The sequence below is a fragment of the Kitasatospora sp. NPDC024654 genome, from assembly GCF_055559155.1.
The window spans coordinates 49,975-69,987 of sequence record NZ_JBVHLF010000008.1; the positions used below are offsets into that span (position 1 = coordinate 49,975).

At 72.2% G+C, this 20,013-nt stretch carries 17 protein-coding genes; 2 read left to right on the forward strand and 15 right to left on the reverse strand.

From position 1 onward, the window contains the following. Positions 1–124: 124 nt before the first annotated feature. The 15 genes from ACZ38L_RS07265 to rsmH all read right to left on the reverse strand — a co-directional run bounded on the left by ACZ38L_RS07265 (position 125) and on the right by rsmH (position 17,804). Positions 125–1,456 (reverse strand): DivIVA domain-containing protein, encoded by a 1,332-nt coding sequence (locus ACZ38L_RS07265; protein WP_465690095.1) that lies wholly within the window; start codon positions 1,454–1,456, stop codon positions 125–127. 49 nt (positions 1,457–1,505) lie between these two features. Further along, a complete protein-coding gene (locus tag ACZ38L_RS07270) occupies positions 1,506–1,796 on the reverse strand; it encodes a YggT family protein (protein WP_110665401.1) in 291 nt (96 codons plus the stop codon). Between the two features lie 81 nt (positions 1,797–1,877). Beyond that, the gene (locus ACZ38L_RS07275; RefSeq protein ID WP_465690097.1) at positions 1,878–2,480 is read right to left on the reverse strand and encodes a cell division protein SepF; all 603 of its coding nucleotides are present in this window, start codon (positions 2,478–2,480) and stop codon (positions 1,878–1,880) included. 257 nt (positions 2,481–2,737) lie between these two features. Continuing rightward, positions 2,738–3,487: a YggS family pyridoxal phosphate-dependent enzyme gene (locus ACZ38L_RS07280; protein ID WP_465690099.1), complete on the reverse strand. Its 750-nt coding sequence runs from the start codon at positions 3,485–3,487 to the stop codon at positions 2,738–2,740. A gap of 169 nt (positions 3,488–3,656) precedes the next feature. Beyond that, on the reverse strand, positions 3,657–4,871 hold the full coding sequence (ftsZ, locus tag ACZ38L_RS07285) for a cell division protein FtsZ (RefSeq protein ID WP_465690101.1): 1,215 nt from the start codon (positions 4,869–4,871) through the stop codon (positions 3,657–3,659). A 365-nt stretch (positions 4,872–5,236) separates the two neighbouring features. Then, on the reverse strand, positions 5,237–5,998 hold the full coding sequence (locus ACZ38L_RS07290; protein ID WP_465690103.1) for a cell division protein FtsQ/DivIB: 762 nt from the start codon (positions 5,996–5,998) through the stop codon (positions 5,237–5,239). Next, positions 5,991–7,097, reverse strand: coding sequence for an undecaprenyldiphospho-muramoylpentapeptide beta-N-acetylglucosaminyltransferase (gene murG / locus ACZ38L_RS07295; RefSeq protein ID WP_396561594.1), 1,107 nt, complete (start codon positions 7,095–7,097; stop codon positions 5,991–5,993). Before murG ends, ACZ38L_RS07290 begins: the two co-directional genes overlap by 8 nt. Positions 7,098–7,103: 6 nt before the next feature. Next, on the reverse strand, positions 7,104–8,474 hold the full coding sequence (ftsW, locus tag ACZ38L_RS07300) for a putative lipid II flippase FtsW (protein ID WP_465690106.1): 1,371 nt from the start codon (positions 8,472–8,474) through the stop codon (positions 7,104–7,106). A gap of 26 nt (positions 8,475–8,500) precedes the next feature. Next, positions 8,501–9,952 carry a UDP-N-acetylmuramoyl-L-alanine--D-glutamate ligase gene (gene murD, locus ACZ38L_RS07305; protein ID WP_465690108.1) on the reverse strand — a complete coding sequence of 484 codons (1,452 nt, stop codon included), beginning with the start codon at positions 9,950–9,952 and terminating at the stop codon, positions 8,501–8,503. Next, positions 9,937–10,998: a phospho-N-acetylmuramoyl-pentapeptide-transferase gene (mraY, locus tag ACZ38L_RS07310; protein WP_465690304.1), complete on the reverse strand. Its 1,062-nt coding sequence runs from the start codon at positions 10,996–10,998 to the stop codon at positions 9,937–9,939. The genes murD and mraY overlap by 16 nt, the downstream gene beginning before the upstream one ends. Continuing rightward, positions 10,998–12,404, reverse strand: a complete 1,407-nt coding sequence (locus ACZ38L_RS07315; RefSeq protein ID WP_465690110.1) for a UDP-N-acetylmuramoyl-tripeptide--D-alanyl-D-alanine ligase — start codon at positions 12,402–12,404, stop codon at positions 10,998–11,000. The genes mraY and ACZ38L_RS07315 overlap by 1 nt, the downstream gene beginning before the upstream one ends. Continuing rightward, a complete protein-coding gene (locus tag ACZ38L_RS07320; RefSeq protein ID WP_465690112.1) occupies positions 12,401–14,098 on the reverse strand; it encodes a UDP-N-acetylmuramoyl-L-alanyl-D-glutamate--2,6-diaminopimelate ligase in 1,698 nt (565 codons plus the stop codon). Before ACZ38L_RS07320 ends, ACZ38L_RS07315 begins: the two co-directional genes overlap by 4 nt. Before the next feature lie 3 nt (positions 14,099–14,101). Beyond that, complete coding sequence (locus tag ACZ38L_RS07325; protein WP_465690114.1) at positions 14,102–16,156, reverse strand: peptidoglycan D,D-transpeptidase FtsI family protein; 2,055 nt, start codon at positions 16,154–16,156, stop codon at positions 14,102–14,104. Continuing rightward, positions 16,153–16,761 (reverse strand): cell division protein FtsL, encoded by a 609-nt coding sequence (gene ftsL, locus ACZ38L_RS07330; protein WP_465690116.1) that lies wholly within the window; start codon positions 16,759–16,761, stop codon positions 16,153–16,155. The genes ACZ38L_RS07325 and ftsL overlap by 4 nt, the downstream gene beginning before the upstream one ends. 77 nt (positions 16,762–16,838) lie before the next feature. Then, a complete protein-coding gene (gene rsmH / locus ACZ38L_RS07335) occupies positions 16,839–17,804 on the reverse strand; it encodes a 16S rRNA (cytosine(1402)-N(4))-methyltransferase RsmH (protein WP_396561608.1) in 966 nt (321 codons plus the stop codon). 343 nt (positions 17,805–18,147) lie between these two features. On the opposite strand from rsmH, the gene ACZ38L_RS07340 reads away from it, so the two are divergent. Beyond that, entirely contained in the window at positions 18,148–18,690 is a 543-nt protein-coding gene (locus ACZ38L_RS07340) for a beta-class carbonic anhydrase (RefSeq protein ID WP_396561610.1), read from the forward strand. A gap of 348 nt (positions 18,691–19,038) precedes the next feature. Further along, entirely contained in the window at positions 19,039–20,013 is a 975-nt protein-coding gene (locus ACZ38L_RS07345; RefSeq protein WP_465690306.1) for an AAA family ATPase, read from the forward strand.

Genomic DNA, 20,013 nt, shown 5'->3' on the forward strand with positions numbered 1-20,013 from the left:
CTAGCCCTATCTCCGGAGCGAAGCCTGGTCGTTTGCCTCCTGTTCCCGCCCCCCCACCAGCCAGGGAAAGGAACGCCCCCCCCCTGGCGGGGGGGGGGCCCGCTTTCGTGCGGAAGGCGGCGGACTAGTTGTCGCCGTCCTCGTCGATCAGGAAGCCGCGCATCGGGGCCGGGGCCTGCTGCATCGGCTGCATGGGCTGCGGCGGCTGCGGGCGGACCGCGGCCATCGGCTGGGTCATCCCGGCCGGGGCCATCTGCGGAGCGCCGTTGCCCGAGGGCTGACCGCCGAACGAGGGCTGGCCGTTGCCGCCACCGAACGACTGACCGCCGCCGAAGGGCTGGTTGCCGCCGAACGAGGGCTGGTTGCCGCCGAAGGACGGGCTGCTCATCCCGGAGCCACTGGCCGGCGCCATCGACGACGCGGCCGGCGGCAGCGAGGCGGTGGCGGGGATCCGCGGCGGGGCGAGCGAGTCGTCGGCCTGCGACTCCAGCTGGCGCAGCTGGGTCTCCAGGTAGGACTTGAGCCGGGTGCGGTACTCACGCTCGAAGGCCCGCAGGTCCTCGACCTTGCGCTCCAGCGTGGCGCGGGCGGACTCCAGGGAGCCCATCGCGACCCGGTGCTTCTCCTGCGCGTCCCGCTCCAGGGCGTCGGCCTTGGCGCGGGCGTCGCGCTCCAGACCCTCGGCGCGACTGCGCGCCTCGCCGACGATCTTGTTGGCCTCGGACCGGGCCTCGGAGATCGCCTGGTCGGCGGTCTGCTGCGCGAGCGCCAGCACCCGGGCGGCGCTGTCGCCACCGGGGCCCTGCTGCTGCATCGGGTTGCCGCCGAGCGGGCCGCCCATCGGCTGCTGCATCGGACCGCCCATCGGGGCGAGCTGCTGCTGACCTCCCATGGTCTGACCCATCGGCTGCTGCATCGGGCCACCCATCGGGCCGCCCATCGGCTGCAGCATCTGGCCGCCCATCGGCTGCACCAGCTGCTGCTGGCCACCCATGGTGCCCATCTGCTGCTGGCCGGGCACACCCTGCATCGGGCCGCCCTGACCGGGAACGCCCTGCATCGGACCGCCCTGGCCGGCCGGGAGCTGCGGAGCACCCGACGGCAGGCCCAGCGGCTGACCGCCCATCTGCTGCTGCGGGCCGCCCATCTGCTGCTGCGGCTGCTGCTGCGGACCGCCCTGCTGGCCGGGGACCGGCGGGCCGGATATGGCAGCGGGGACCGGAGCACCCGGACGCGAGTCCTGCGGCGGCTCCTTGCGCATGTTCGCCTGGTTCTGCGCGGCGGCCCGGGTCGCCGCGGCCAGCTTGGCGCGCAGGTCCTCGTTCTCGCGGAGCAGTCGGGTCAGCTCGGCTTCGACCTCGTCGAGGAAGGCATCGACCTCGTCCTCGTCATAGCCTTCGCGCAGGCGGACGGTCGTGAACTGCTTGTTCCGAACGTCCTCGGGGGTCAACGGCATCTCTTCACCTCAACGTGATCGTCGGCACACTGGCATCCTGCCGCATCGCTCACCACGGCAGACGCTGCACGAGCGAGATCAGGACATACACAATGATCATCAGTACGAAGAAGGACAGGTCGAGCGCCACGCCCCCGAGACGCAACGGCGGAATGAACCGCCGAAGAAGCTTGAGTGGCGGATCCGTGACAGTGTACGTGGCCTCCAGGACCACGACCATGGCCTTCCCGGGACGCCACGAACGGGCGAACTGGAAGACCCAGTCCATGACCAGGCGGAACAGCAGAATGACCAGGAAGACGGTCAGTGCGTAGTAGAGCACTGCCCCCACGATCCCCATCGGGTATCCCTCTCCCAGTTCAATCCGGTGCCGCTCGATCACTCACTGTCCATCAGACCCACACATGACGTCGTGGCCGGGTCAGCTCTGGTTGAAGAACCCACCCTCGGCGATCCGCGCCTTGTCCTCCGCCGTGACATCGACGTTAGCAGGCGACAGCAGGAACACCTTCTGCGTCACGCGCTCAATGCTGCCGTGGAGACCGAAGACGAGTCCAGCCGCGAAGTCTACGAGCCGCTTCGCGTCGGTGTCGTCCATCTCGGTCAGATTCATGATCACCGGGGTGCCCGAACGGAACTGTTCCCCGATGGTACGGGCCTCGTTGTAGGTCCGCGGGTGCAGCGTGGTGATGCGGTAGGGCTCCCGCTCGTTGACGACCTTGGGCATGATCACCGGTGCGCTCTTCTCCAGACTCTGACGACGTTCGGGTGTGATGGACGACACGGGCGCCATCCGCGGCGACTCCTGCCGGATCGGCACGGCGGCCGGAACCGACTGGGGCGCGATCGTCGCGACCTGCGCCGGGGGCGCGGCCGCGGGTCGCGGGATGTCCTCGGTGCGCCCGGTTCGGATCGGCTCGGGGTCCGCGTCGTAGTCGTCGTCCGGGTCGTAACCCTGGCCGTCGTACGTCTCGTCCTCCACGAGGCCGAGGTAGACCGCCATCTTGCGCATTGCGCCGGCCATGCTCCTGTCCTCCGCTCTGTGGTGGATCGGCCCGTCACCGGCCGGACCCCGCCGGACCGTTACCCATTCGAGTACGGTGGTTCCGACGGGACCGCGGTCCGCTCACAGACTGTCAGACCACGGCCACTGAGCGCCGAGATTCCGTCAGTCCGTGCGCGTGGCCGCGGACATACGATCCACAATTGGTTGGCATCCTCAGGACGAATCATTGATTTGTCCTGATTTGTCCTGCAGTCTGATCTACTTACCCGGTGACGTTACCCGAGCGGTGACCGCACTCCGAGCACCGCCGTACCGATGCGTACATGTGTCGCTCCGGCGGCAACCGCCTGCTCAAGGTCCCCGCTCATCCCAGCGGACACCATCGTGGCAGCAGGATGGGCCGCGCGTACGGCGGTTGCGATTTCCGTCAGCCTCGCGAACGCGGCGGCGGGGTCGCCGGCCAGCGGTCCGGCCAGCGGAGCGACCGTCATCACACCGTCCAGGCGCAGACCCGGGGCGTCGGCGACGGCGTCGGCGAGGGCGAGCACGTCGGCGGGGGCGACCCCGGCCCGACCCTCCCCCGCGCCGGCCTCCTTGTCCAGCGCGACCTGGACCAGGCAGCCCAGTTCGGGACGCTCGGCCCGCAGCACGGCCGCTGACAGCGCCTCGACCAGCCGCAGCCGGTCCACCGAGTGCACCTCGTCGGCATATCCGACCACCGAGCGCACCTTGTTGGTCTGCAACTGTCCGACGAAGTGCCAGGTCAGCGGCAGGTCGGCGCAGGCGGCGGCCTTGGCGGCGGCGTCCTGGTCGCGGTTCTCGGCCACCTCCCGGACCCCGAGCGAGGCCAGCAGCCGGGTGTCCGAGGCCGGGTAGGTCTTGGTCACCACGATCAGGGTCACCTCGGACCGCGGGCGCCCGGCCGCCGCGCAGGCCGCGTCGATCCGCCGCTCCACGGCGCCCAGGCCGGCGCGCAGTTGCGCGAGCCGTTCGCCCGGGAACTCCTGCTCCTGCTGGTTCGTCATCTGCTGTGATCCCTCGTCGATCCGCCGCGCCACGGTGCCCCGGCGTCCGGTCCCGGCGCGCTCACGCCAAGGTGCCCGCCGCGCGGCACCGGTGGTGTCGCACGGCGGGCACCTTGGCCCTGCCAAAAATACTTCTTATTACTGTCGCCGCTACTCAGCGGCCGGCCCGCTACTTCAAGAAGTCGGGAACGTCCAGTTCCTCGGCCGGGCTCTCCACGTACAGCGGCCGGGTGGGCTGCACCTGCGGCGGCACCGGCGGGACCGACGGCTCGACCTTCGGGCGCTCCGGCGCGGCGGCGGGCTCATCCGAACGGTTCGTCACCGATCCGATCCCGCCGTACGGTCGGGTGGCCGGACGCTCCGGCGTCGCCGGGGCGGACGAGCCGGCGCTGGACGGGGTGGACTTCACCACCGGGTCGCGGACGATGGCCGGCGGCTGGCCGCCGTCGAAGCCGGCGGCGATCACGGTGACCCGGACCTCGTCGCCGAGCGCGTCGTCGATGACCGCGCCGAAGATGATGTTGGCCTCGGGGTGGGCCGCCTCGCTGACCAGCTGGGCCGACTCGTTGATCTCGAAGAGGCCGAGGTCGGAACCGCCGGAGATGGAGAGCAGCACGCCACGGGCGCCGTCGATCGAGGCCTCCAGCAGCGGCGAGGAGATCGCCATCACGGCCGCCGCCTTGGCGCGGTCCTCGCCGCGGGCCGAACCGATCCCCATCAGGGCCGAACCGGCGTCCGACATGACGGACTTCACGTCGGCGAAGTCGAGGTTGATCAGACCCGGTGTGGTGATCAGGTCGGTGATGCCCTGGACACCGGAGAGCAGCACCTGGTCGGCGGAGCGGAACGCGTCCAGCACGCTGACCTGCCGGTCGGAGATGGAGAGCAGCCGGTCGTTCGGGATGACGATGAGGGTGTCGACCTCCTCGCGCAGCCCGGCGATGCCGTCCTCGGCCTGGTTGGCGCGGCGGCGGCCCTCGAAGGTGAAGGGGCGGGTGACCACGCCGATGGTGAGGGCGCCCAGCGAGCGGGCGATGTTGGCGACCACGGGCGCGCCACCGGTGCCGGTGCCGCCGCCCTCGCCGGCCGTGACGAAGACCATGTCGGCCCCCTTGAGGACCTCCTCGATCTCCTCGCGGTGGTCCTCGGCGGCCTTCCGGCCGACCTCGGGGTTGGCACCGGCGCCGAGGCCCCTGGTGAGCTCGCGGCCGACGTCCAGCTTGACGTCCGCGTCGCTCATCAGCAGGGCCTGCGCATCGGTGTTGATCGCGATGAACTCGACACCCTTGAGACCGACCTCGATCATCCGGTTGATGGCGTTGACACCGCCGCCGCCGATCCCGACGACCTTGATGACTGCGAGGTAGTTCTGCGGTGCTGCCACGTCGAAGGCCTCTCGCCTCGAATTTCCGGGTCGGCTCCTGGGTCGCGGACGCCGACGGATGTCGATGGGTGGGGAGCCCGGTTCCTGACTGAATGTCCGAAATGGAGACCGCCGACCCGAACCCTAAACTTGACGTTGAGGGTTCATGCTGTGTCTGCGTCAGCTCACTGCGCTACACAGCCTGGTGACACAGGACACTAAGTCGCGGCGGGCCCGTGTTCAACGAACACGCCGAGCTTCCCTTTTTTCTTTTGAGCCTATGTGATCATCGAGCGCCGACAGGAACCGGGGTGACCACAAGGATCGGGAGTCACCGACGGTTGGTCAATGGTCCCCCCAGAGAGGAGAACCTACCCGATTGCGGGCTACCCCGAGATCGCCGGGGCGTCGGGGGCGCTCACGTCGTAGGTGGTGGCCTTGTGGGTCAGCAGTGCGAGCAGCACCTTGGCCTTGCGGTCGGTCCGCTCCGGACTCCCCCAACGGACGGTGGCCCCGCTGCTCAGGTGCAACTCGATGTCATCGTACGAACGAACCTGCAATGAACCCGCCTGCGCGGCCACCGCGGGCGGCAGGCCGGCGGCCACCTGGACCGCGGCGCGGACCAGATCGGCGGGCGGGAAGGCCGACAGGGCGTTCTGCCCGGCCGGGCTGAGCTGGAGTTCGACGACCGGAACGCCGGGCGGCGGAGTCGGCCCGGTGGCGAAACTCACCCCATCCGCATCCATTTGAGTGAACTTTCCGTCATCACCCTTGACAGCGGCGACCGCTTGGCGCTCCACCACCTTCACCTGAAGGGTGTGCGGCCAGCCACGCCAGACCTCCGCCGAGGCCACCCGGGGCAGCGCCTGGACCCGGTGCTTCACCGCGTCCAGGTCCACCTGGGCCAGCGGGCCGTGCTGGAGCGTCCCGATCGCCGTCCGCACCTGGTCCGCCGTCAGCTGGTCGTCCCGCAGACCCTGGACCGCCACCGAACGGACGTCCAGTACCGAGGAGAAGAAGACCACCCAGACGACCGACCCGAGCAGGACCGCGCCCAGTGCGGTGAGGACCACGATCCCCCGGCGGGAGAGGCGGAGACGAGGGAGCCGTTGCTCCTCGTCGTCCGCCCCCCGCCGGTCGTCAACCACGACGACGGCCGCCCCGAGCGGCGTCGATCGCCTCGTAGACCATCCCGACCAGCAGGTCGTCGGCGTCCCGACGGCCGAACTCGGCGGCCGCCCGGCTCATGTCCCAGAGCCGCTGCGGGTCGGTGAGCACCGGCAGCACGTTGCCCAGCACCCAGTCCGGAGTGAGCTCGGCGTCGTCCACCAGCAGCCCGCCACCGGCCTTGACCATCGGCTGGGCGTTCAGGCGCTGCTCGCCGTTGCCGATCGGCAGCGGCACGAAGGCGGCGGGCAGGCCGACCGCGGCCAGCTCGGCCACCGTCATGGCGCCGGCCCGGCAGAGCATCAGGTCGGCCGCCGCGTAGGCGAGGTCCATCCGGTCGACGTACGGCAGCGCGCGGTACGGCGGCATGCCGGGGATGTCGTCGATCCGCGGCAGCTCGTTCTTCGGGCCGACCGCGTGCAGGATCTGCACGCCGTACTGCTGCAGCCGCGGCGCGATGGCCTGGACGGTCTCGTTCAGCCGCCGGGCGCCCTGCGAGCCGCCGGAGACCAGCAGGGTGGGCAGCCGCTGGTCCAGGCCGAAGTAGGCCCGGGCCTCCGGACGCACCGCGTTCCGGTCCAGGGTGGCGATGGTGCGGCGCAGCGGGATGCCGATGTACCGCGAGTCGCGCAGCTTGCTGTCCGGGGTGGAGACCGCGACGAAGTCGCTGTACCGGGCGCCGATCTTGTTGGCCAGGCCCGGACGGGCGTTCGCCTCGTGCACCACGATCGGCACGCCCGCGCGCTTGGCCGCCAGGTAGGCGGGCATGGCGACGTAGCCGCCGAAGCCGACCACGACGTCCGCCTTGACCCGCTCGATGATGTCCTGGGCGGCCCGCACCGTGCCGCGCAGCCGGCCCGGCACGGTGATCAGCTCGGGCGTGGGCTTGCGTGGCAGCGGCACGGCCGGGATCAGCTCCAGCTGGTAGCCGCGCTCCGGCACCAGCCGGGTCTCCAGGCCGCGCTCGGTGCCGAGCGCGGTGATGCCGATGCTGGGGTCGTGCCTGCGCAGCGCGTCGGCGAGCGCCATTGCGGGCTCGATGTGTCCGGCGGTACCCCCGCCGGCGAGTACGACATGCACCGAAATTCACCGCTCCCTGCGCGGCGGCCGGGCGGCCGGGCGCGCTGTGGTTCGTCGTCGTGGCAGCACCCGGCGCAGACCTGTCCTGAACCGGGACTTCGAGCTCCGGGCGGCCAGGGCCGCCTTCGCCCCCGGCATGCTGCGTGCGAAGCAGAGCAGCATGCCCAGGGCGCACATGGCCGACAGCATGGCGGACCCCCCGTAGGAGAACAGCGGGAGGGGGACGCCCGCGATGGGCAGCAGTCCCAGCGCCGACCCCAGGTTGATCACGGCCTGGGCCATGATCCACGTGGTGGCGGCTCCCGCGGCGTACCTGACGAAGGTGTCCTTCGTGCCGATGGCCACACGGATACCCGCATACCCTAGTGCCGCGAAGAGACCGATGACCGACAGCGTCCCCACCAGACCCAGTTCCTCGCCGGTGGCGGCGAAGATGAAGTCGGTGTGCGCCTCGGGCAGCTGGCCCCACTTCTCGTAGCCCGCGCCCAGCCCGGTCCCGAAGATCCCGCCCAGCCCGAAGGCGTAGAGGCCGTGCAGGGCCTGGAAGCAGTCGGGGCCGGGCACCTGCTTGGTGATCCCGATGCAGGCCAGCCGGTCGAGCCGGTGCGGCACGGTGATGATCAGTGCGGTGCAGGCCACCACCGCGATGCCCAGGGTGGCGACGAACAGCCGCAGCGGTGCGCCGACCATCCAGAGCAGTGCGAAGACCATGGCGACCAGGATCATCGAGGTCCCCATGTCACCACCGAGCATGATCAGCAGAAGCAGCAGCAGGGCGCCCGGCACCAGCGGGACCAGCAGGTGCTTCCACTGGGTCAGCGTGCCGGCCTTCTGCTTGCGGGCCAGTAGGTCGGCCCCCCAGAGCACCAGCGCGAGCTTGGCGAACTCCGAGGGCTGGAGCTGGAAGAAACCGAAGTTCAGCCAGTTCTGGTTGCCGTTGATCCGCATCCCGATGCCCGGGATGGCCACCAGCACCAGCGCGCCGATCGCGCCCAGCAGCACCGGGTACGCCAGCACCCGGTGCACCGCCGGCGGCACCCGGGCCGCCGCCACCAGCAGCACGCTGCCCAGCAGCACCGCCACCAGCTGCTTGCGGAAGTAGTACAGCCCGGGCAGACCCTGGTGGATGGCGGTGATGTTGGAGGCCGAGAAGACCATGATCAGACCGAGCACCAGCAGCAGCGCCGACGCCCCGAGGATCAGGTAGTACGGCGTGAGCGGCCGGGCCAGCGTGTAGCGCAGCCGGTCGCGCAGCGCGCGCAGCCGGCCGGTCAGGCCCTCGGTCTTGAAGGTCGTGGTGGTCGCCGAGATGAAGTTCAGCCGGGAGGGGCCGCGCTCCGGCGGTGCGGTCGTCTCCGCCCTGCTCTGACCCGCCACCGCGCCGCCCCTCTCCCGTGTGCCCGCTACTTCGTCAGCTCCCGTACCGCCGCGGCGAACAGGTCGCCCCGCTCGCCGTAGTTGGTGAACATGTCCATCGACGCACAGGCCGGGGCGAGCAGGACCGTGTCCCCCGGCCGGGCCAGGCTCGCGGCCGCACGCACCGTCTCGGCCATCGTCACCGCGCCAGTCTCACCTTCGGCCGGTTCGATCACTGGTACATCCGGGGCGTGTCGCGCCAGCGCCTCACGGATCAGCGCCCGGTCGGCACCGATCAGCACGGCACCGCGCAGCCGGCCGGCCGCGCCGCGGACCAGGTCGTCGAACTCGGCGCCCTTGGCCAGGCCGCCGGCGATCCACACGATCGGCTGGTAGGCCGCCAGCGAGGCGGCCGCCGCGTGGGTGTTGGTGGCCTTGGAGTCGTCGATCCAGGTCACCCCGGCCACCTCGGCCACCCGGGCGATCCGGTGCGCGTCGGGCGCGAAGGCCCGCAGCCCGTCCCGGACCGCCTTGGTGTCCACCCCGTAGGCCCGGGCCAGCGCCGCCGCCGCCAGGGCGTTGGCGATGTTGTGCGGGGCCGGCGGGTTGACGTCGGAGACCGCGCCGATCTCGGCGGCGTTCTTCTGGCGGTCCGGCACGAAGGCCCGGTCCACCAGCAGGCCGTCCACCACGCCGAACTGGGAGAGGCCCGGTGCGTCGAGGCCGAAGCCGATCGCTCGGCAGCCCTCCTCGACGTCGGCCTCGCGGACCAGTTCCTCGGTGGCCGGGTCGGCCAGGTTGTAGACGCAGGCGACCTGGTTGCCCTGGAAGATCCGGCCCTTGTCGGCGGCGTAGGCCGCCATCGAGCCGTGCCAGTCCAGGTGGTCCGGGGCCAGGTTGAGCACCGCGGCGGAGTGCGGGCGCAGGCTGGGCGCCCAGTGCAGCTGGTAGCTGGAGAGCTCGACCGCGAGCACGTCGTACGGCTCGCCCTCTCCCTCGAAGCCGGCCAGCACGGCGTCCAGCACCGAGACCCCGACGTTGCCGACCGCGGCGGTCCGCCGGCCCGCGGCGGTCAGGATCGAGGCGAGCATCTGGACCGTGGTGGTCTTGCCGTTGGTGCCGGTGACGGCCAGCCAGGGGGCCGGCTCGCCGGTGGCGGGCAGCGGCTTGCGCAGCTGCCAGGCCAGCTCCACGTCGCCCCAGACCGGCACGCCGGCCCGGTCCGCGGCGGCGAAGAGCGGGCTGCTCGGCGGCCAGCCGGGCGAGGTGACGACCAGTCGGGTGCCCTCGGGCAGCGTGTCACCGTCGCCGAGGCGGACGGTGACGCCGGTCAGCTCGGCGGCCCTGGCCCGCAGCGCCGGGCCGTCGCCGCCGTCCACCACGGTGACCTCGGCACCGAGGTCGCGCAGCACCCGGGCGGCGCTGATCCCGGAGACCCCGAGGCCCGCCACGGCGACCGGCAGCCCGGTCCACTCCTGGATCGTCAACTGGTCACCCATCCCGCGTAGAAGAGGCCGAGGCCGACCGCGACGCAGAGGCCCTGGATGATCCAGAACCGCACCACGATCAGCACTTCGCTCCAGCCCTTGAGTTCGAAGTGGTGCTGTAGTGGCGCCATCTTGAAGACCCGCTTGCCGGTCATCCGGAACGAGCCGACCTGGATGATCACCGAGAGGGTGATGATCACGAAGAGGCCGCCGAGCAGCGCGAGCAGCAGCTCGGTGCGCGAGCAGATGGCCAGCCCGGCCAGTGCGCCACCGAGGGCCAGCGAGCCGGTGTCGCCCATGAAGATCTTGGCGGGCGAGGTGTTCCACCACAGGAAGCCGAAGCAGGAGCCCATCAGCGCGGAGGCCACCACCGCCAGGTCCAGCGGGTCGCGGACCTCGAAGCAGTTGGCGGTCGCGCTCAGCATCCGCGAGCAGGTCTGGCCGTACTGCCAGACGCCGATGAAGGTGTACGCGCCGAAGACCATCACCGACGCGCCGGTGGCCAGACCGTCCAGACCGTCCGTCAGGTTCACGCCGTTCGACATCGCCGCGATCATGAAGTACGCGAACATCACGAACAACACCGGGCCGATCGACCAGCCGAAGTCCCGGACGAACGAGAGGTGCGTGGAGGCCGGGGTGATCCCGCGGTTGTCGCTGAACTGCAGCGACAGGATCGCGAAGGCCAGTGCCACGAAGGACTGCCCGAGCAGCTTCGCCTTGGCCCGCAGGCCCAGTGAGCGCCGCTTGACCACCTTGATGTAGTCGTCCAGGAAGCCGACCAGGCCCAGACCCGCCGTCAGGAAGAGCACCAGCAGCGCCGAGGCGCTGGGCCGCTCACCCGCGATCGCCTTGGTGGCGAAGTAGGCGATCAGGGTGGCCAGGATGAAGGCGATCCCACCCATGGTCGGGGTCCCGCGCTTGCTGTGGTGCGCCTTGGGGCCGTCGTCCCGGATGTACTGGCCGTAGCCGTGCCGGGCCAGCAGCTTGATCAGGGCCGGGGTGCCGAACAGCGTCAGCACCAGCCCGATCATGCCGGAGTAGAGGATCTGCTTCATCACCGGGCATCACCACCGGCGAGTAGCGCCTCGGCGACCTTCTCCAGACCCACCGATCGGCTGGCCTTCACCAGCACCACGTCCCCAGGCCGCAGCTGACCGCGCAGCAGCTCGACCGCCGCCTCCGCGTCGGACACCAGCACCGACTCCTCACCCCACGAACCTTCGTTCCTCGCGCCCAGTTCCATGCAGGCCGCCTCGCGCCCGCCCACCGCCACCAGCTTGGTGACGTCGAGTCGGACCGCGAGCCGCCCGATGGCGTCGTGCTCGTCGAGGCTCTCCTCGCCGAGCTCCCGCATCTCGCCGAGCACCGCCCAGGTGCGGCGGCGCTCCGGACCGCGGCCCCCCATCGTCGCGAGCGCCCGCAGCGCGGCCCGCATCGACTCCGGGTTCGCGTTGTAGGCGTCGTTCACGATCGTGACACCATCGGCCCGCTCGGTGACCTCCATGCGCCAGCGGGACAGCGCACCCGCCTCGCCCAGGGCGGCGGCGGTGTCATCGACGGACAGTCCGAGCTCCATCGCCACCGTGGCGGCGGCGAGGGCGTTCGAGACGTGGTGCTCACCGTACAGGCGCAGCTGAACCGGTGCGGAACCGGCCGGGGTGATCAGCGTGAACGATGGACGGCCGGTGGAGTCGAGGCGAACATCCTGTGCGCGGACCTGGGCCTCCCGGCCCTCGCCGAAGAAGACCACCCGGGCCCGGGTGCGCGCGGCCATCGCCCGCACCAGCGGGTCGTCCGCGTTCAGCACCGCGACGCCGTCCTCGGCCAGCGACTCCACCAGCTCGCCCTTGGCCTCGGCGATGCCCTCCTTGGAGCCGAACTCCCCCAGGTGCGCGGAGCCGACGTTGAGCACCAGGCCGATCGACGGGCGCACCAGACCGGTCAGGTAGGCGATGTCGCCCTTGTGCCGGGCGCCCATCTCCAGCACCAGGTGCCGGGTGGACTCCTCGACCCGACTGACCGTCAGCGGCAGGCCGAGCTCGTTGTTGAGCGAGCCCTCGGTGTACACCGTCGGCCCGATCCGCTCCAGCAGCTGGGCGATCAGGTCCTTGGTGCTGGTCTTCCCGGCCGAGCCGGTCAGCGCCACGGTGCGGACCGCCTTGGCCCGCTCGGCCACCGCCCGGGTGAGCAGGCCGAGCGCCGTCTGGGCGTTCTCGACCAGCACCGCGGGCACCCCGACCGGCCGCTCGGCCAGCACCGCCACGGCACCCGCCGCGATCGCGCGCTCGGCGTAGTCGTGGCCGTCCACCCGCTCGCCGAGGAACGCCGCGAACAGGCCGCCCGGCTCGACCTTCCGGGAGTCGACCACCACCGGGGCGGTCACCTGGGCCTGCGGGTCCGTCACGTCGGCGAGACGGCCACCGGTGGCGGCGGCCACCTCGGCCAGGGTCAGTGCGATCACGGCTGCTCTACTCCTCGGTGGCCCTCGACGCCGGTCGGGTGGGTGCGGGCGATCGCCGCGCGCAGCACCTCCCGGTCGTCGAACGGGCGGATCTCGTCACGTACGTACTGGCCGAGCTCGTGCCCCTTGCCGGCCACCAGCACGGTGTCACCGGCGTGCGCCCGGGCCACCGCGGCGGCGATCGCCTCGGCCCGGTCCGGCACCAGCAGCACCTCGCCGCGCTCGGCCTCCGGCACCTCCAGCACGCCGCCCAGCATGCTGCCGAGGATCGCCAGGGCGTCCTCCGAGCGCGGGTTGTCGCTGGTCAGCACGGCGGTGTCGGCCAGCCGGGCGGCGATCGCGCCCATCGGGCCGCGCTTGAACGGGTCGCGGTCCCCGCCGCATCCGACCACCACGTGCAGCCGGCCCTTGGTGACCTCGCGCAGCGAGGAGAGCACCGCCTGCAGGGCGTCCGGCTTGTGCGCGTAGTCCACCACGGCCACGTAGGCCTGCCCGGCGTCCACCCGCTCCAGCCGGCCCGGCACGCCCGGCACGGCGGCCACCCCGGCCGCCGCCTCGGCCAGCGGCAGCCCGGCGGTCACCAGCACGGTGATCGCCGCCAGCGCGTTGGCGACGTTGAACGGGCCGGGCAGCGGGACGGCGGCGTCCGCCGACTGCCCGCCCGGGCCGACCACCCGGAAGGTCGAACCGATCGGACCGAGCTGGACGTCCACCGCCCGCCAGTGGGCCTCGGCCGCGCCGGTCGCGGAGAAGGTGGTCACCGGGATGGCGGCCTCGGCGGCCAGCCGGCGGCCGTAGGCGTCGTCCAGGTTGACCACCCCGGCCCTGGTCCGGCCCGGCTCGAAGAGCCGCGCCTTGGCCCGGAAGTAGTCCTCCATGTCCGGGTGGAAGTCCAGGTGCTCCGGGGTCAGGTTGTTGAAGAGCGCGACGTCGTACTCGACGCCGTCCGCCCGGCCGAACACCAGGGCGTGGCTGGAGACCTCCATCACCACCGCGTCCGCGCCGCGCTCGCGCATCACCGCGAGGATCGCGTGCAGGTCGGTGGCCTCGGGGGTGGTCCGCTCGCTCTTGATCCGCTCGGTGCCGACCCGCATCTCGACGGTGCCGATCACGCCGGGGGTCCGGCCGGCACCGCGCAGCCCGCCCTCGACCAGGTACGAGGTGGTGGTCTTGCCGTTGGTGCCGGTCAGGCCGAGGGTCAGCAGGGACTTCGACGGGTCGCCGTAGATCCGGGCCGCCAGCGCGCCCATCCAGGCCCGCGGGTTCTCCACCACCAGCAGCGGGACCCCGTGCTCGGCGGCCTGCTCGGCCCCGGCCCGGTCGGTCAGCACCGCGACCGCACCCGCCGCCACCGCCTGGCCGGCGAAGGCCGCGCCGTGGTGGTTGGCGCCGGCGAACGCCACGTACACGTCGCCCGGACGGACCGCGCGGGAGTCGTGGGTGATGCCGGTGACGGCGGCTCCGGCGACCTCCGGCAGGCCGAGGGTCGCGGCGATCTCGGCGAGCGGGGTCGGCGCCGCCGTGCTCGGGCGGGGCGGGGTCACACTGGTTTGGTCTGATTTCGGCACGGCGGGCAGGCTATCGGCCCCGGGGCCGTCGAGGCCAAGTGAGGCCCCGTCGGTCTCCTGGGACACCGGGGCCAGCGGACCCCCGGGTGTGAGCGGGTTCACAGCGCGGTCGGGCTCGGTGCTCATGGTTCAGGGCTTCCAGTCGACGGGCAGGTTGGGGGCCTCGCTGCCGCTCGGCGGCACCTGGAGGGTCTCCAGGGCGAACTCCATCACCTGTTTGAACACCGGCCCGCAGAGCGGGCCGCCGAAGTGACTGCCGGTGGTCGGGTTCTGGATGACGCAGGAGACGGTCAGCCGGGGCTGGTCGGCGGGTGCGAAGCCGATGAACGAGGCGGTGTACCCGTTGTAGAGGCCGGTCTTGGGGTCCACCCGGTTGGCGGTACCGGTCTTGCCCGCGACCCGGTAACCGGGGATCTGGGCGGTGTTGCCGGTGCCCTGGTCGTCGGTGACCACCGACTCCAGCATCTGGCCGAGCGTCTTGGCGGTCTGCGGGCTCACCACCCGGCTCTCAGCCGGGGCCGGCGCCGGGGTGTACTTGCCGTCCGGGCCGGTGGTGCCCTCGACCAGGGTGGGCGCGACCCGCACGCCGCCGTTGGCGATCGTCGAGTAGACCGAGGTGGCCTGCAGCGCGTTGACGGAGAGGCCCTGGCCGAACGGGATGGTGTACTGCTGGGTGCCCTTCCAGCTCTGCGGGTCGGCCAGGATGCCCCGGGTCTCGCCGGGGAACCCGAGCCCGGTCGGCTGCCCGATGCCGAACTTCCGCAGGTAGCCGCCGAGCACGGCGTTGGCCTCCGGCTGGGTCTTGCCCAGGTGCTCGGCGGCCTCGATGGTGCCGATGTTGGACGACTTGGCGAGCACGCCGTTCAGCGTCAGGTACCAGGTGCCGTGGTCCACGTCGTCGTGGAAGACCTGGCCGGCCCGGGTCAGCGTGCCGGGCACGGTGACGTGGGTGTCCCAGGTCGCCGCGCCGGTGTCCAGCACCGCGGCCATGGTCATCAGCTTGGCGGTGCTGCCGGGCTCGTAGGCGTCCTGCAGGGCCGGGTTGCCGAGCTGGTCCGGGCTCGCGCTGCTCAGGTCGTTCGGGTCGAAGCCGGGCGAGGTGGCCATGGCGAGGATCTGACCGGTCCGCACGTCCTGGACGATCACGTAGCCCTTCTCCGCCCCGGACGCGCTGACCTGGTCGGTGATGGCCCGCTGGGCGGCCCACTGGATGTCCCGGTTGATGGTCAGCCGCAGGTCGCTGCCGGGCACCGCGGGCTTCGTCGAGTCGGAGCCGGTGGGGATCTGCTGGCCGCCGGACTGCTCCGAGTAGCTGTAGCCGTCCTGGCCGGCGAGCTGCTGCTGGTACTGCAGCTCCAGGCCGCCCGCGCCGTCGCCCTGCGCGTTGACGAAACCGACCAGGTTGGACGCCAGGCCGTCGGCCGGGTAGATCCGCTTGCTGGTCAGGTCGCCGGAGAAGACCCCGGTGAGCGGGTTGACGCAGGAGTCGTCCAGGCTGCTCCGGCCGCCCTGGTCGGCCGGCTTGGCCAGCTGCGCCTGCTCGGCCCGGCAGGCCTTGGTGTTGATCTTCTGGCTGAGCGAGGCCTTGAGGTCCAGGATCTGGTTGCGGACCTGCGGGCTCTGCTTGAACGCCAGCGTGACGCCCCGGCTCTTCGGCGTGCGCAGCTTGGCGGCCAGCTTGTCCCTGGCCAGGCCCAGGATCGGCGCCAGCAGGTCGGCGGCCTGCTCCGGGCCGTCCGGGACGTGCAGCTGGTCCGCGGTGAACATGGTCGGGTCGGCGGTGATGTCGTAGGCGTCCACGGTGGTCGCCAGGGCCACGCCGTCGGAGGACGTTATCGAGCCGCGCTGGGCGGGCAGCACCACGTCCTGGTAGCGGTAGCGGCTGGCGTCCCGGCTCAGCTCGCCGGCGTCGAGGAGCTGGATCTGCACCAGCCGGCCGGCGAAGATCGAGAAGACCACGGCCAGTGCCACGGTCACCACCCGCAGCCGGCGGCGCGGGTCGGCCAGCTGGAGCCGGCGCGGCTGCGACCGGGCCGGTGGACGCGGGGCGGGCTTGCGCGGACGCTCGCCCGGGCGCGGGACCCGCTGCGGAGGGCGCGCGGTGCCGGCGCCCTTGCGCTGCTGGGGTGCGGCGGGCTTGCGCGGACGATCGTCCGGGGTCCGGGGGCGGCGCGGGGTCGTCATCGCGTGGCACCGCCGTTCGGCGACGGGGTGACCGGGTCCACCCGGATCGCGCCCTCGCCGGCGGCGGCCGGGGCGGAGGCGACCGGCGACGGGGGGGCGGGCGAGGCCGCGGTGGCCGGCGACTGGCTGGGCTGGCCGGCCGACTCGCCCGGCCAGAGGTCGGCGTTGGTGCGCGACACCGGCGGGCTGTCCTTGGCCGGCGCGGGCGAGCCGAGCACCTTGCCGTCGTCCTGCAGGAAGGCCGGGTCGCCCCCCGGCACCATGCCCAGCTGCCGGGCGTTGCGCTCCAGCGCGTCCGGCGCGGAGTTCTGCGCGATCTGCTGCTGCAGCTCCTGCTGCTGGTCGGTCAGCTGGGTGGTCTGCTTCTGCAGCTTGGACAGCTCGAAGGAGCCCTCGTTCAGCGCGGTGTTGAGCATCAGCAGTCCGAGCAGGCCGGCCGTGAGGAGCAGACCCATCAGGATCGCGAACGGTGCCCGCCCGCGGCCGCCGCGCGGCGAACGGCCCGGACGGACGGTGATCCGGGCCCGCCCCGCCTGCCCCGGCAGCAGTCTGCCCCGCTGGATGCCATCGTTGGCCGCCGGTACCGGCACCACGCTCTCCCTCACGCCTCGCCCGTCATCGCCCCCCGCACGGCCGTGCGGCCCCGGGTGCCCGCCCGCGTCCCACAGCCGATCACCCGCCGTCAGCGGGTCGCTCTGATCCTCTCCGCCACCCGCAGCCGCACGGGCGCGGCGCGCCGGTTCTGCTCGATCTCCTCCTCGGTGGCCAGCTCGGCCCCGCGGGTGAGCAGCTTCAGCCAGGGCTGGTGCTCCTCCGGGATGAACGGCAGCCCGGGCGGCGCGGTGCTGGTGGCGCCGGCGGCGAAGTACTGCTTGACCAGCCGGTCCTCCAGCGACTGGTAGGACATCACGGCGATCCGGCCGCCCACCGCGAGCCTGGCCAGCGCGCCCGGAATGGCCCGGTCGAGCACCTCCAGCTCGCCGTTGACCTCGATCCGCAGCGCCTGGAAGGTCCGCTTGGCCGGGTTGCCGCCGGTCCGCCGGGTGGCGGCCGGGATGGCGTTGCGCACCAACTCGACCAGACGCGCGCTGGTGGTGAACGGTTCCTTCGCCCGCTCCCGGAGGATCACCGAGGCGATCTTGCCGGCGAACCGCTCCTCGCCGTAGACCTTGAGGATCCGGGCCAGGTCGCCGTGGCTGTAGGTGTTGAGCACCTCGGCGGCGCTCAGCCCGCGGGTCTGGTCCATCCGCATGTCGAGCGGGGCGTCCTGGGCGTAGGCGAAGCCGCGCTCGGCCTCGTCCAACTGCATCGAGGAGACCCCGAGGTCGAAGAGGACGCCCTGGATCTCGGGGAGGCCGAGCCGGTCCAGCACCTCGGGGATCTCGTCGTACACGGCGTGCACCAGGGTGGCCCGGTCGCCGAACGGCGCGAGCCGCTCGGCGGAGAGCCGCAGCGCCTCCGGGTCACGGTCCACCGCCACCAGCCGCACCTCGGGGAACTGGGTGAGCAGCGCCTCGCTGTGGCCGCCGAGGCCGAGCGTCGCGTCCACCACCACCGCGCCGGGCGCGCTGATCGCCGGGGCGAGCGCGTCCATGCAGCGTTGCAGCATGACCGGTACGTGCTTGGGGTCCGGGCTGCCTGTGGCCATGCGCTGGTGCGCCTTTCCTCGGTACGGAGCCGTCCGCCGGGCGCGGACGGCGCCGGGGAGCTGTGATCCGACCATTTTGGCCCACCGCGACGGGTGGGCCGGACACCGCCCGGGGTCCCCGCCCGCTCGCGAGGGGGAAGGCTGTGACCGCCCGGCGCCGGGGAAGGTGCGCCAGGTGGCACGGAGCGGGACGAGGCCGCGGGCTGCTACTGCGGCCCAGCGTACCGCGCGGGGTCGCGCCGGCCGCGCCCCGCCACGCGCTCCCTATGTGCTCCATCACACCGGTGGGCCTGGTTTGGGCAGGACTCACCGCGACCAGCGAATTCCTACTAACGTCGTACCTATGACCGTCACCCCCGATCGGCCCGCCCCGGGCCGTCCCACGGCTCCGGCCACCGAGACGATTATCGATCGCTTCGTCGCCGCCAACCGCGAGTACGCCGTCTCCTTCCGGGACGGCGGCATGGACGCCCGGCCCGTGCAGAAGGTCGCCGTGGTGGCCTGCATGGACGCCCGCCTGGACCTCTTCGCGGCGCTCGGCCTGGAGCTGGGCGACGCGCACGTGCTCCGCAACGCGGGCGGGGTCGTCACCGACGACACCATCCGCTCGCTGACGATCAGCCAGCGCGCCCTGGGCACCCGCGCGATCGCGCTGATCCACCACACCGGCTGCGGCCTGCTCGGGCTGACCGAGGACTTCCGCCGCGAGCTCGAGCTGGAGGTCGGCCAGCGCCCGCAGTGGGCGGTGGAGTCCTTCGTCGACCTGGACGGCGACGTGCGCCAGTCCATGCAGCGGGTCCGCACCTCGCCGTTCCTGCCGCACACCGACAACGTCCGGGGCTTCGTCTTCGACGTCCACACCGGCCTGCTCCGCGAAATCCACTGACCTGACGTCAGGCCCGCCGCGACCTCGCCCGGGTCGGGCGCTTCGGGCAGCCGTCACCTGCTCGGGTGACTTCTGGCCACCGCTCAGGGAAGAATGCCGCTGCGGACCCGCGCCCCGCACCACCTGGGGCGGTCCGTCCGGGTACCCCGTTCCCGACCAGCCGGTTGCGATGGGCGACCATCGGTGAGCGGAAACGACTTCGGGGTGGGCCGGCTCCGATCGGACGGACCGGCGCGAGCAGGGCGAGGAGCAAATCGGGTGACGACCTACAACGAGCAGGCCCCTCTGGACGGGCGCGCCGGCAGGCCGCGGCCCGGCGCCGGGGCGTTCCCGGCCGGACCGGCCGGGTTGCCCGAGCTGGGAGCGGTGGTCAACCGGGTCCGGGCCTCGATCGAGAGCGTCATCGAGGGCAAGCCGGAGGCCGTCCGGATCGCGCTGACCGTGATGCTGGCCGAGGGGCACCTGCTGCTGGAGGACGTGCCGGGCGTCGGCAAGACCATGCTCGCCAAGGCACTGGCCCGTTCGGTGGACTGCACGGTCCGCCGGATCCAGTTCACCCCCGACCTGCTGCCCTCGGACGTCACCGGCACCAACGTCTTCGACCAGCAGCGGATGGACTTCGAGTTCCGCCCCGGCGCGATCTTCGCGCAGATCGTGGTCGGCGACGAGATCAACCGCGCCTCGCCGAAGACCCAGTCCGCGCTGCTCGAGTCGATGGCCGAGCGGCAGGTCACCATCGACGGCGAGACCTACGAGCTGCCCTCGCCGTTCATGGTGGTGGCCACCCAGAACCCGGTGGAGATGGAGGGCACCTACCCGCTGCCCGAGGCCCAGCGGGACCGCTTCATGGCCCGGATCTCGATCGGCTACCCCAGCCCCGAGGCCGAGCTGGCGATGCTCGACGTGCACGGCGGCGCCTCCCCGCTGGAGGACCTGCAGCCGGTCGCGCACGCGCACGACATCCTCAAGCTGATCGACGTGGTCCGCGCGGTGCACGTGGCCGACAGCGTCCGCCGCTACGCGGTCGACCTGGTGGCCGCCACCCGGACCTCCCCCGAACTGCGGCTCGGCGCCTCGCCGCGGGCCACCCTGCACCTGGTCCGGGCCGCCCGGGCGGCGGCCGCCCTGGCCGGGCGCGAGTACGTGCTGCCGGACGACGTCCAGGCGCTCGCCGTCCCGGTGCTGGCCCACCGCCTGCTGCCGACCGCCGAGGCCCAGCTGGCCCGGCGCGGCGCGGAGCAGATCATCCGGGACCTGGTGGCCCGGTTGCCGATCCCACGTCCGCAGCAGCCCCACCCGCAGGGCCCGGCGCGGCGAGGCTGA